This is a genomic window from Aliivibrio sp. SR45-2 (assembly GCF_963890165.1).
Classification (GTDB): Bacteria; Pseudomonadota; Gammaproteobacteria; order Enterobacterales; family Vibrionaceae; genus Aliivibrio; species Aliivibrio salmonicida.
In genome coordinates this window covers 14,931-27,179 of record NZ_CAWPRC010000171.1, presented here as the reverse complement: position 1 = coordinate 27,179, position 12,249 = coordinate 14,931, and the positions used below count along the sequence as shown (strand labels likewise).

11 protein-coding genes are annotated in these 12,249 nt (G+C 39.9%); 6 read left to right on the top strand and 5 right to left on the bottom strand.

Features of this window, described 5'->3' with window-relative positions:
• Positions 1 to 103: 103 nt before the first annotated feature.
• On the bottom strand, positions 104 to 2,197 hold the full coding sequence (locus AACV33_RS15085; RefSeq protein ID WP_017022134.1) for a methyl-accepting chemotaxis protein: 2,094 nt from the start codon (positions 2,195 to 2,197) through the stop codon (positions 104 to 106).
• A gap of 233 nt (positions 2,198 to 2,430) precedes the next feature.
• Between AACV33_RS15085 and AACV33_RS15080 the strand changes: the two genes are divergently transcribed.
• A complete protein-coding gene (locus AACV33_RS15080; protein WP_017022133.1) occupies positions 2,431 to 2,859 on the top strand; it encodes a hypothetical protein in 429 nt (142 codons plus the stop codon).
• A gap of 115 nt (positions 2,860 to 2,974) precedes the next feature.
• Here AACV33_RS15080 and purB read toward each other — a convergent pair whose 3' ends face one another.
• The 4 genes from purB to norR form a co-directional block, all read right to left on the bottom strand.
• The gene (gene purB, locus AACV33_RS15075; protein ID WP_023603853.1) at positions 2,975 to 4,345 is read right to left on the bottom strand and encodes an adenylosuccinate lyase; all 1,371 of its coding nucleotides are present in this window, start codon (positions 4,343 to 4,345) and stop codon (positions 2,975 to 2,977) included.
• Positions 4,346 to 4,415: 70 nt separating this feature from the next.
• Positions 4,416 to 5,033 carry a high frequency lysogenization protein HflD gene (gene hflD / locus AACV33_RS15070; RefSeq protein WP_182700380.1) on the bottom strand — a complete coding sequence of 206 codons (618 nt, stop codon included), beginning with the start codon at positions 5,031 to 5,033 and terminating at the stop codon, positions 4,416 to 4,418.
• Between the two features lie 11 nt (positions 5,034 to 5,044).
• Positions 5,045 to 6,169 (bottom strand): tRNA 2-thiouridine(34) synthase MnmA, encoded by a 1,125-nt coding sequence (gene mnmA, locus AACV33_RS15065; RefSeq protein ID WP_182700379.1) that lies wholly within the window; start codon positions 6,167 to 6,169, stop codon positions 5,045 to 5,047.
• 116 nt (positions 6,170 to 6,285) lie between these two features.
• The gene (gene norR, locus AACV33_RS15060) at positions 6,286 to 7,824 is read right to left on the bottom strand and encodes a nitric oxide reductase transcriptional regulator NorR (RefSeq protein ID WP_182700378.1); all 1,539 of its coding nucleotides are present in this window, start codon (positions 7,822 to 7,824) and stop codon (positions 6,286 to 6,288) included.
• Positions 7,825 to 8,013: 189 nt separating this feature from the next.
• Here norR and norV point away from each other — a divergent pair, with 189 nt between their 5' ends.
• From norV to AACV33_RS15035, 5 genes are read left to right on the top strand one after another with little or no spacing between them, the layout of a single operon-like run.
• Positions 8,014 to 9,525, top strand: a complete 1,512-nt coding sequence (gene norV, locus AACV33_RS15055; RefSeq protein WP_023603852.1) for an anaerobic nitric oxide reductase flavorubredoxin — start codon at positions 8,014 to 8,016, stop codon at positions 9,523 to 9,525.
• Positions 9,526 to 9,536: 11 nt separating this feature from the next.
• Positions 9,537 to 10,682: an NADH:flavorubredoxin reductase NorW gene (gene norW, locus AACV33_RS15050; protein WP_182700377.1), complete on the top strand. Its 1,146-nt coding sequence runs from the start codon at positions 9,537 to 9,539 to the stop codon at positions 10,680 to 10,682.
• A gap of 12 nt (positions 10,683 to 10,694) precedes the next feature.
• On the top strand, positions 10,695 to 11,468 hold the full coding sequence (locus AACV33_RS15045) for a ferredoxin--NADP reductase (RefSeq protein ID WP_182700376.1): 774 nt from the start codon (positions 10,695 to 10,697) through the stop codon (positions 11,466 to 11,468).
• A 38-nt stretch (positions 11,469 to 11,506) separates the two neighbouring features.
• A complete protein-coding gene (locus tag AACV33_RS15040) occupies positions 11,507 to 11,842 on the top strand; it encodes a DUF1971 domain-containing protein (RefSeq protein ID WP_012550718.1) in 336 nt (111 codons plus the stop codon).
• A 59-nt stretch (positions 11,843 to 11,901) separates the two neighbouring features.
• Positions 11,902 to 12,174 carry a hypothetical protein gene (locus AACV33_RS15035; protein ID WP_017022125.1) on the top strand — a complete coding sequence of 91 codons (273 nt, stop codon included), beginning with the start codon at positions 11,902 to 11,904 and terminating at the stop codon, positions 12,172 to 12,174.
• Positions 12,175 to 12,249 lie beyond the last annotated feature (75 nt).

The window sequence follows — 12,249 nt, the reverse complement described above, 5'->3', positions numbered from 1 at the left end:
GAGATAGAGATAGAGATAGAGATAGAGATAGAGGGGGGATTAATAGGTCAAGAGATAAAAGCCACACAACCGAGGGAGAGTTGTGTGGCTTTGTTAGATGGACTTATTGAGTTTTAAACTCACTCAGCCTTTGTGCTAATTCATGACTTTCTCTTGTTAGTTCTGCCGTATCATTGAGTGAGGTATGCATATCAGCAAGAACCTCATCAGCGGCTTCATTAATGCTGGTTACATTGCGATTTATCTCTTCAGAAACCGAGCTTTGCTCTTCAGCGGCAGAAGCAATTTGATTGTTCATGTCATTTGCCACAAGGATTGCATTACTTATTTCAATTAAGTTTTGTTGTGCAATTAATGTGTCTTCTTTGGTTGCTAGCGCTTGTTTCTGGCTACTGTCCATTACGGTGACAATGCCTTGTGTATTTTGCTGCAATATTACAAGCATGCTGTTGATTTCTTGAGTTGAGCTTTGCGTACGACTTGCAAGGTTACGCACCTCATCAGCGACGACTGCAAATCCACGGCCTTGCTCACCAGCACGAGCAGCTTCAATCGCGGCATTCAGAGCCAATAAATTTGTTTGCTCAGCAATGCTGCCGATTTCCGTTAGAATTTTTTGGATATCATTGCTTGATGCCGCTAAGCTAACGACTTGTGATTGAGCTTCATTGATGAATGCGGCTAACTCTTCTACTGAAGAGGCGGCGTTATTCATTATTTTTTGACCATCTTCACTGCTTGTTTGAATTTGGTTTGCAGCGGTTGCCGCTTGCAAAGCAGAAGACGCAACTTCTTGAGCCGTTGCACTCATTTCATTAATCGCCGTTGCTAATTGGGTCACTTCATTAACTTGATTTTGTAGCTTAATTTGTGATTTTTCAGTTTCAGCCATGGTGTTCATTGATGATTGAGACACCAATTCAGCGGTGTTTTTGGCGTTATGAAGAGTGAGTTGAATTTTCTCTACAAAAGTATTAAACCAAAAAGCTAACTGGCCAATTTCGTCTTTAGAGTCTATCTCAATGCGCTGTGTTAAATCGCCATCACCTTGAGCTATGTTTTCAAAGCGAGTCGTGAGATTAGACAGTGTTGAACCAATATTTTTTGCCAGAAGGAAAATAATAAAAATACCAACAATTGAAGAGATGACGCCACTTAATAAACCATTAGAAAGCGCTTCGCTTCCTAATTCAGTGCTGAACACATTGAAATCGGTAATTTCTTTTTTCAAAATTTCAGAAGGAATCGACACCATGACTATCCACGGTTTTGCCCCTGTATTAATGGTAGAGACAGCAATTTTCAAATGACCGATGTCTTTTAAGAATGACTTATTATTTTTCGCTTCTTGCTGAATCGATCCCCAATTACGTGCAAATTCATCGGCTACTTTTTGACCGACTAAACTCCCATCTTTACTAAAAGATAGTAATCGTCCGTCCCATGAGGCAATAGAGACAATCGCATCAGGCATTCCTGTTGCTTTTGCTGATTTTTGACTTATTGCTTGGAAGCTTTTTATTGACCAGTCAAAACCAAGAGAACCAACAATCTTATTGTTATGTCGTAACGGCAAACTGATTGTCGTAATAAGTTCTTCATTTCCTCTTACGTTGTAATAGTAAGGTTCCATTACAAAGCTTTTACCCGTTTCAAAAGGCGCTAAATGCCATTCATCAGTGCGTTCGCCATTGTTGTTTAACGCGGTGTTTTTAAAGCTGTCCATTCCAATGGCTTCAAAGCCTGAATTGGTCGGAGAGAAGAATGGAGATAGAACGCCTTCTTTATTTAATGCTTTTTGAGTAAGAACCGATTCATCTTTAGTAAAATTAGCGTCTTCCCACACCATATAACCTGCAAATACACTGTCATTTTGTATTTTTAATGATGAGATGAATTGCTCAATAAGAAGACTTGCGTCTGCTTGGTGTTGGTTTGACAGTTCTAGCAATGATTTTAGTTGTTTTAAGTTACTGATCACTGGGGAAAACTGACCATTGAGTTCCGCACTTTGCTGATTCGCAATAGACAGTAATTTATAATCAATATTTTCAGCGAGTTGATCAGAGACATGTTTTGTTATTTCTTTATTTACTCCGTTATAAGATACGGTAGTAAAAAACATGGCGGTGCTTAATGTGATAAAGATGGCAAGTCCGGCACTTACCGCGATACGTGTTTTTATTGATTTAAACATAATCCCTCAAAACTAAAATTATTTTATAGAATTACTTATCGACTTGGAGTGAATATTCATTAGCTAAAATAACTGAATTGAATGAATAAAATTTACACCGGTGTTCACATTGAGTTCACGGAGGTTCATTTATACTCCGCGGTTCATACTTAGATACACGCTAACCATCTCATTTAATTAATTTTCTGTTACTCTGTTTTGGTTATATTGGCAATTTTATAGTGAGATAAAAAATGAACAAAAAACTATTGTTACCTTTATTATTTTCGGTTGTTTTAGTGGGTTGTGATGACGCAAGTGAAGCCATTGATAAAGCACAAAACGCAGCAAATAAAGCAGTAGACATGGCTCAAACAAAATTAGAATTAATTAATTTAAGTGATCTTAATATTGATGAATTTGGTGATGCAGCTATATCAGCAAAAGCATTTGCAACATCGGTTGATGAAGCGTTGAATGCCGATTACAGCAACCCAGAAGCATTGGTTGAAGTGAAAGCACACATTTCGAATGCGTATAGCTGTTTAGTGGCGGCATCATCAGAATCAACAGCAGAAAATGTGGTTGATAAAGTAATGGCAACAATTTCAAATGAAAATGCTGAAAGCTTAATTGAGAAAGGTGTCGAACGTGCACAAGACATGACAGAGTGCGTAATGTAATCTTGAATGAGTAATACTAAATAAAAAAGCCCCGTAACAATCGCTCTTTAAAGGCGTTTGATACGGGGCTTTTTAGTGCTTATAAATCGGTTAGGTTAATAAATAACCGTAAAGATTACAGCTTGTCAGTTAGCTCGATAGCTTGACCAATGTAGTTTGCTGGCGTCATCTCTTTTAAACGAACTTTTTCGTCTGCAGGGATTTCTAAGCTGTCGATGAATGAACGCATGCCTTCACCATCAATGCGTTTACCGCGAGTTAGCTCTTTTAGTTTTTCGTATGGCTTTTCGATGCCGTAACGACGCATTACTGTTTGAACCGGTTCTGCAAGAACTTCCCAGTTTTTATCTAGCTCAGCTTCAAGTGCTGCACGATTGATTTCTAATTTGCTAATGCCTTTTAGAGTCGACGTGTATGCAATGATTGCGTAGCCACAACCAACACCTAGGTTACGAAGAACCGTAGAATCGGTAAGGTCACGCTGCCAGCGAGATACAGGCAGTTTTTGCGCTAGGTGATTAAAGATTGCGTTAGCAAGACCTAGGTTACCTTCTGAGTTTTCAAAATCGATTGGGTTAACTTTGTGTGGCATTGTTGAAGAGCCGATTTCACCCGCAATCGTTTTTTGTTTGAAGTGACCAAGAGCAATGTAGCCCCAAACGTCACGGTCAAAATCAAGAAGGATTGTGTTGAAACGTGCAATCGCATCAAATAGTTCTGCAATGTAGTCATGCGGTTCGATTTGAGTTGTGTACGGATTCCAGTTAACGCCTAGAGATTCAGTGATGAATTCTTCACTGAATTTGTGCCAATCAACATCTGGGTAAGCAGAAAGGTGAGCGTTGTAGTTACCAACAGCACCGTTGATTTTCGCTAGGATCTCAACGTTTTCGATTTGCTTGTATTGACGTTCCATACGGTATGCAACGTTCGCCATTTCTTTACCCATTGTAGAAGGAGAAGCAGGCTGACCGTGTGTACGAGAAAGAAGAGGAATATCACGGTACTCGTTCGCTAATGCTTTAATTGCATCGATAACGTTACGGATTTCTGGAAGAACGATCGTGTCACGTGCTTCTTTAAGCATAAGAGCGTGAGACGTATTGTTAATGTCTTCTGAAGTACAAGCAAAGTGAATAAATTCGTTGATAGCGTGAAGCTCTGGAAGCTCAGCGACTTTCTCTTTTAGGAAATATTCAACGGCTTTAACATCGTGGTTTGTTGTGCGTTCAATGTCCTTGATACGCATAGCGTCTTCTTCGCTGAAGTTTGCAGCGATGTTATCTAAGAATTGATTCGCTTCTGCGCTTAATGTAGCCACTTCCGCAATCGATTGCGTAGCTGCTAATTTTTGAAGCCAACGAACTTCAACAACAGTACGGTATTTCAGTAAGCCATACTCACTAAAGATGCTGCGTAGAGAAATTGTTTTACTTCCGTAGCGACCGTCTACAGGTGAAACAGCAGTTAATGCTGACAATTCCATGTGAATCTCCTAGATATCTATAAAGGTTAAAGGATAAAGCCTACCTGATAGTCAAGTAGGCTTTAATTTTTTAAATTCGAGCTAATATAATTTTTGCTTGTTCGACCATTTTTTTACGACCAAAAATCAAATGACGACGCTTTCCGCCTACTTGACGCCAAAGTACCGCAGAGCGAATACCTGATAGCAGTAATGCGCGAACTTTATGTTGAGTCATTGATTGTTGCAAGATAGATGGTGTACCCGTAACTTGGATACGAGGGCCCATAGGGCTGATCACATCCAAATAAATACTCGCAATGTTACTGAGCATTTGTTCGTTATGAATATCAAAATGGTCTAATTGGCGTTCAATGGTACTGATGCGTTCACCAAGCTTACTCATGCCATCACGATGACCTGCAAGTTTGCGCTCTAATGCCATTAAACTGATCAGGTAGCGAGTTAATTCGCTGCCTGTTGGTGTGTTATCAAAATCACGTATAAGGCATTCTAAGCCAACACGTAAGTTGGCTTCTTTCCCGTAAACACCTACCGTATTATTTGGATTGGTTTCCAAAATAGATTGGATAGCGGTATCAAACGCGGCTTGATCACAATGCCCATCTTTCGCCATTTTTTGTACTAAGCTTGCCGCTTGGCAAATGCCAGCAAATGCAATGGTTCTGTCAAATAAAGTGTTCGCCACGCTAGGACTCCTTAAATACGTTCTTCGATGATACCGCCACCTAGGCAAATTTCACCTGAGTAGAAAACTGCAGATTGACCTGGAGTCACCGCAATTTGTGGTTCATCAAAAATCACCTTAATGTTCTCATCATCGATAGGGATAATGGTACAAGGGATATCAGTTTGACGGTAACGTGTTTTTACCGTGCAGCTCAATGGTGCTTTGATCGCAGTGCGATCAACCCAATCAAGTTGAGAGGCTAATAAGCCCTGTGATTTCAATAATGGGTGTTCATGACCTTGTACAGCAATAAGTACATTGCGTTTTAAATCTTTTTCACCAACAAACCATGGGTCTTCGTTACCGCCGCCGCCTTTAGAACCACCAATGTGCAAACCTTTACGTTGGCCTAGAGTGTGGTACATCAAGCCTTGGTGTTGACCAATAACTTTGCCTTCTGGCGTTTCAATATTACCTGGTTGTGCTGGTAGGTATTTGCCTAAGAATTCAGTGAATTTACGTTCACCGATAAAGCAAATACCAGTAGAATCTTTTTTCTTCGCGGTGATCAAATCTTGCTCTTGGGCAATGCGACGTACTTCTGGTTTTTCTAGATCACCAACAGGGAACAGGCTGCGTGCAACTTGCTCTGAGCTTAATGTATATAGAAAGTAACTTTGATCTTTGTTTGAATCCAAACCACGAAGCATTTGTGGTTTAGCGCCATTTGCGATTTCTTCAGCGGTTGGGAAAGTACGACGAACGTAGTGACCCATTGCAATAAAATCGGCATCCAACACTTCATCAGCAAACTCTAAGAATGCTTTAAATTTAATTTCTTTATTACAAAGAATGTCTGGATTTGGCGTGCGACCCGCTTTGTATTCCTCTAGGAAATATTCAAAGACGTTGTCCCAATATTCAGCTGCGAAATTAATGGTATGAAGGTGAATACCTAATTTGTCACACACGGCTTGTGCATCGGCTAAATCTTCAGCTGCGGTACAATATTCCTCGTTGTCGTCTTCTTCCCAGTTTTTCATGAAAAGACCTTCAACTTGGTATCCTTGTTGCTGAAGTAGGTAGGCTGATACTGAAGAGTCTACACCACCGGACATTCCGACGATGACTTTCTTTTGGCTGTTGTCTGACATTCTTTAACACCACTAATAAAACTTGAAGCAGATTCTACCAGAAAGAATTTGCATGGGACAGATCCGAGACTAAAATCACAGATTATATCTGTGAAATGTAGGTTATTTATGTTGATTTAGTCCTTTAGTTTTAAGCGTTTGGCTAAACGATGTAAATTTCCTGTATCAAGCTGCAAAGCTCTGGCGGTAGCCGCCCAATTGTGTTGGTTTTCTTGATGTGTTTTTTTTATTAATTGTGTTTGAAATTCGTCGGTTGCAAGGCGTAATCCTTTCGTTTCATCTATGGATGTGTTTTCTGTTTGTTGAATGGGGCTTACTTCCAAGTCAGTGTCTTTTTTAATTGAAAAATGCAACGGCGTAAGAGTTAAGTCCGTTTCATTACTCTGCGCTCTAGAAAGTACGGTTGCTCGGCTCATTACATGCTCTAACTCTCGGATGTTTCCTGGCCATGAATAATCGTTAAGAAGGGCGATTGTTTCTCGAGTGATACGTAAACTTGAAGCACCTAATTTGATGCGACTTTTTTCTGCAAAATACCCAACGAGAATCGTAATGTCATTTTCTCGGTCCCTCAGTGGGGGAACAAAAATAGGAAAGACACTCAAACGGTGATACAAATCGGCTCTAAAATTGCCATTCTTGACTTCTTCATGAAGCATTTTGTTGGTGGCCGCAATAATGCGAGTGTTCACTTTAATGTGATTATCGTCCCCAATACGTTGAATATCACCATACTGCAAAACACGCAATAATTTGGCTTGCAGCGCTAAAGATAATTCGCCAATTTCATCAAGAAATAACGTACCATTATCCGCGGATTCAAACTTTCCCTTTCGGTTACTTATTGCGCCTGTGAATGCGCCTTTTACATGACCAAACAACTCACTTTCTGCAACCGACTCTGGTAGCGCTGCACAGTTTAAATAGACTAAATTTTGATTTGAACGCGCCGATCTTTCGTGCAGAGCACTGGCGACTAATTCTTTTCCGACTCCCGTTTCACCTGTAATTAAGACTGACAATTCGGTGTTGGCTACGGCGTTAATGTTGTTTTGCAACTCTTGCATTACTTGAGACTCACCAATCATCTCGGCCGCGTGGTGTTGTGGACTTTCAAAAGAAGACGCTGTGCTACTTTCTCCTGATTGTTTTTCTAATCTTTCCATGAGTAAGGCGGTGTTCAAACTTGTTGCCGCTAATGCGCTGATGATGCGTAATTCTTTATTTGTGAATTTATCAAATTGGGCAGGATCGAATGCATCAATGGTTACCGCTCCAATGAGACGTTCATTGACGATGAGAGGAAGGCCTATGCAGGAGTGTACGTGTAACTGGCTTTTTTTATTTGCGATTAATCCATCATAAGGATCGGGTAAATCGCTGTCTGGTGGGAACCGAACGATGTCACCGGCTCTGGCTATCGCTTCTAAACGAGGGTGTTGTGAAATGGAAAAGCGACGACCAATGACATCACCATCAAGACCATTAATGGCTAAAGGAGAAAAATATTGATTTTTGAACAGTAACAAGGCTGAAGCATCGCATTTTAAGGCGTTTCTTATCGTCGAGAGTAAGCGTTCAAAGCGATCTTTATTTGATAATCCAGACGTTAAATCTAAGGCTATCTGAATCCATTCTTCTTTAATGTTTTTCATTATTGTTACACCCTCTTTTTTAATGTCAATTTGACTATTGTACTGTCTTTTTGATAGAAGTAAATGAGTGTCAAATTGACACTTTTCGGTATCTTATTTTTTATTATTTTCTTATAAAACAAATGGATACATAGTTGGCATGCTCGATGCAATATGACGAGTAACGCTAATTATTAAATGAGACAAATAATGACTATTCATATTAAAAACAATGTTAACTGGGTTGGCCAACGTGATTGGGAGGTCTCTGATTTCCATGGTACTGAATTTAAAATGACCAAAGGCACAAGCTACAACAGTTACTTGATTCAAGAAGAAAAAACGATATTAATTGATACGGTTGATCATCGTTTTAGTCATCAATTTATTCAAAACCTAGAAATGGAAATTGATCTCACAAGCATTGATTACATTGTTATAAATCACGCAGAAGAAGATCATGCAGGTGCGCTTGCTGCATTAATGGAAAAAATCCCAGGTACACCAATTTATTGTACTGAAAATGCGATTGATTCAATCGTTGGTCACCATCATCACCCTGAATGGAACTTTAAGCCAATTAAAACGGGTGATGCATTAGATATTGGTAATGGCAAACAATTGGTGTTTGTTGAAGCACCAATGTTGCATTGGCCAGACAGCATGATGACGTATTTAACAGGCGATGCGATTTTATTTAGTAATGACGCCTTTGGTCAGCACTATTGTGATGAACGCTTATTTAATGACGAAGTCGATCAAACTGAGTTGATGGATCAATGTTTACGTTATTACGCCAATATCCTTACGCCATTCAGTGCGTTAGTGACGGCAAAAATTAAAGAAGTATTAAGCTTTAATTTACCCGTAGACATGATTGCAACCTCTCATGGGTGTGTATGGAGAGATAACCCAACTCAAATCATTCATCAATATTTAGAGTGGGCTGACAACTACCAAGAAGATCGAATTACGCTTTTCTATGATTCTATGTCAAACAATACTCGAATGATGGCAGATGCGATTGCACAAGGTATTCACGATGTAGATCCTGGTGTCGCGGTAAAAGTCTTTAATGTGTCTCGACAAGATAAGAATGACATTTTAACCAGTGTGTTCCGTTCAAAAGGGATTTTGGTTGGCTCATCAACCATGAACAATGTGATGATGCCTAAGATCGCAGGTATGCTGGAAGAAATTACAGGACTTCGATTTCGAGCGAAAAAAGCAGGAGCATTTGGGAGTTATGGTTGGAATGGCGGTGCGGTAGACAGAATACATTCTCGTTTAACTGATGCAGGTTTTGAAACGGCGGTAGGCTTAAAAGCAAAATGGCGTCCAGACGGTAAAGCGATGCAATTGTGCCGAGAACATGGACAATTTATTGCAAAGCAGTGGGCCTTAAAACCATTAACCACAACGTTCAATACCATTAATGTCGAAAAGAATAATGTGGAAAAGAAAGCAGAAGAGAAAAAAGAAGTAATAACGATTGATCCTTCTACTGAAGTCGCAGTAGAGAAAGAAACAGAGGTAGCGTTAAGCTCTACAAATGACGATAAACAATGCATGTTATGTACTGTGTGTAATTGGGTTTACGATCCTGAAATCGGTGAACCAAACCAAGGGGTGGAACCAAACACGGCGTGGATTGATGTGCCCGATTATTTCTTATGCCCTGAGTGTAATTTAGGCAAAGATGTCTTTGTTGAAGTTAAATAGGGAGTGAAATAATGAGTTTACCAATCGTTATTATTGGCAGTGGTTTTGCTTCTTATCAACTAATTAAAACGATCCGTCGTACAGACGTAGATTGTCCTATTCATGTGTTTACGAATGATGATGGCCACGATTATAACAAGCCAGATTTAAGTCATGTGTTTTCAAAGCAACAGAGTCATGATGATGTAGTGACGCTATCAGGCTCCGATTTTTCTGAACAATACAATGTGGTATTGCATACCCGCACTTTAGTTGAGTCGATTGATACCATCAGTCAAACCATTACGGTGAAAGACGAGGTGTTTTCTTACGCTAAATTGGTATTAGCCACGGGCTCTCAAACGTTTATCCCACCTTTTAAAGGGGATGGATGTAGTGAGATCCTTACGTTAAACAGCTTAAAAGAATTTGCGGTTATTCATAAAAAAGTGGTGAGTTCACAAAGCATACTCGTTATTGGTGGTGGACTGATAGGCACAGAGTTAGCAATGGATCTTGCGGGTGCAGGTAAACACGTAACGGTGGTTGAGCCAAATACGCATCTTCTTGCCAATATGATCCCTGACTTTATTTCTTTGCCTTTAGAGAATGCGTGCAGAGATAAAGGCGTGATTATTACGCTTTCTGATGGTGTTCAAAGTGTAAATCAGAGTGGTAGTGGTTTTATAGTCACGACAATGAAGGGTCAGTCTTATCAAGTTGATTGTGTTATTTCAGCCGCTGGTCTAAAACCCAATACTCAGTTAGCGAAAGACGCTGATATTCGTGTTAATCGTGGAGTTGTGGTGGATTCAACCTTACAAACGTCGGCTAGAAATGTGTATGCGTTAGGCGATTGCGCAGAAATAGAAGGCAAGGTAATGGCCTATCTTCAACCTATTTTACTGAGTGCAAATGCATTAGCTAAGACATTGCTGGGCTTGAACACGCCGTTGGTATTACCGAATATGATGGTGAAAGTGAAAACCCCTATTTACCCAATACAGCTTGCGGGTAATACATCAAGTCATATCCATCGTTGGTCTATTGAACTTGATGAACAGGGGATATGTGCTAAAGCTTATGATGAAAAGGATAACCTAACCGGATTTGTTGTGACAAAAGAACAGATGAAAAAGGCATTTCCTTTATTTAGAGAGATACATAATACGAATTAATAGAGGTGAATTATGACAGAAATTCCTCATGGCTTAATAAAAGGCGTGGTTCTGAGTCGCTATGATTGGACCGATCGTTTATTCAGTTTGTATGTTGAGGCCCCGATTGATGCTTACACTGCTGGGCAATTTACGAAACTTGCCTTGCCTGATGGCAGTGGTGGTTGGGTAAGAAGGGCGTATTCGATTGTGAATAACCCTAAGCAAGCGATAGGGCATCAACATATGGAGTTTCTGATCATTGCAGATGATCTCGGGGAGTTATCTCCTCGTCTTCATCGCTTAAATTCAGGCGATGATATCTTTGTTGGTAAAGATGCCGCGGGGTTTATGACGTTAGATGAAGTTCCAGTGCATGTGGGTGATTTATGGTTATTGTCAACGGGAACGGCGATAGGCCCCTTTATCTCTCTTTTAGAAACACCGTCACTTGAGACTCGATTTAAAAATATTATTTTAGTTCATGCAGTAAGAACACATGCTGAGTTGATTTATCACGATCGAATTCAGCGATTACTTCATCGGTTTAATAGGAGGCTTCATTATGTGCCAATTGTTTCTAGAGAACATGTCACCGGAACTCTACGTGGACGAATCCCGTCTTTATTACTCAATGGAAGCATCGAAAAACAAACCCAATGTCCCCTTAATAAAGCGCATAGTTTCTTATATCTCTGTGGTAATCCTTGCATGGTTAAAGACACAGCAAGCGCCTTAAATGAATTAGGGTTTCAAAAACATCTTCGTAAGCAAGCAGGGCAGTTTAGCTCTGAGAATTATTGGTAATTACACATAGAAGCATTACATTTATTTGGAGAGTTATTATGAGTCATTTACGTATTCCAGCAAATTGGACGATTCAACGTTCAACCCCTTTTTTTACTCGTGACAATGTACCTGCGGCATTGCTTAGCCACCACAATACTGCGGCTGATGTGTTTGGGCAGTTGTGTGTGATGGAAGGTGTCGTTACCTATTATGGTTTTGCAGATGAAGAGGCAATAGAGCCTGAAGTTAAAGTGGTCATTAACGCGGGCGAGTTTGCGACAAGCCCTCCTCAGTATTGGCACCGAGTTGAGTTAAGTGAGGATGCTCAATTCAATATTAATTTCTGGTCAGATCAAGACAAAACTGGAAAGAAAATGTTCAACACTAAATAATTGTCACTCTTCTTTTCATTTATGGCATAGTAAGCGAAATTATAGAGTGAGCAGAACAAATGACAGATCAACAAGACGATTTCATGACGGAAGAAACTTTGATTGAAACCGTAAAAAATCAAATTGAAGACGGCAGCCCAATTGCAGTTAAAGAAACACTAATGCGTTTAGTTATGACGGGTAATCCTCGTGAAGATGCGATTGAAATGATGGCATGTGCACTCGCGATTGAAGTGTTTGATGTGATGAAAAATGGCGCTGAATTTAACCAAAAGCGTTATAAAGAAAATTTAGAATCTTTGCCAGACATGAGCTTTATGGGCGACGAATAATACCGAGATTACTTGGTTAATCCCAAGCAATGATCAAATAAAAAGGCGAGACAGAGTGTAAACTCTATCTCGCCT

What these genes read in the sequence shown, in the direction of transcription:
- AACV33_RS15085 (WP_017022134.1), bottom strand. Translation starts at nt 2,197, where the DNA reads ATGTTTAAATCAATAAAAACACGTATCGCGGTAAGTGCCGGACTTGCC.
- AACV33_RS15080 (WP_017022133.1), top strand. Translation starts at nt 2,431, where the DNA reads ATGAACAAAAAACTATTGTTACCTTTATTATTTTCGGTTGTTTTAGTG.
- purB (WP_023603853.1), bottom strand. Translation starts at nt 4,345, where the DNA reads ATGGAATTGTCAGCATTAACTGCTGTTTCACCTGTAGACGGTCGCTAC.
- mnmA (WP_182700379.1), bottom strand. Translation starts at nt 6,169, where the DNA reads ATGTCAGACAACAGCCAAAAGAAAGTCATCGTCGGAATGTCCGGTGGT.
- norR (WP_182700378.1), bottom strand. Translation starts at nt 7,824, where the DNA reads ATGAAAAACATTAAAGAAGAATGGATTCAGATAGCCTTAGATTTAACG.
- norV (WP_023603852.1), top strand. Translation starts at nt 8,014, where the DNA reads ATGACTATTCATATTAAAAACAATGTTAACTGGGTTGGCCAACGTGAT.
- norW (WP_182700377.1), top strand. Translation starts at nt 9,537, where the DNA reads ATGAGTTTACCAATCGTTATTATTGGCAGTGGTTTTGCTTCTTATCAA.
- AACV33_RS15045 (WP_182700376.1), top strand. Translation starts at nt 10,695, where the DNA reads ATGACAGAAATTCCTCATGGCTTAATAAAAGGCGTGGTTCTGAGTCGC.
- AACV33_RS15040 (WP_012550718.1), top strand. Translation starts at nt 11,507, where the DNA reads ATGAGTCATTTACGTATTCCAGCAAATTGGACGATTCAACGTTCAACC.
- AACV33_RS15035 (WP_017022125.1), top strand. Translation starts at nt 11,902, where the DNA reads ATGACAGATCAACAAGACGATTTCATGACGGAAGAAACTTTGATTGAA.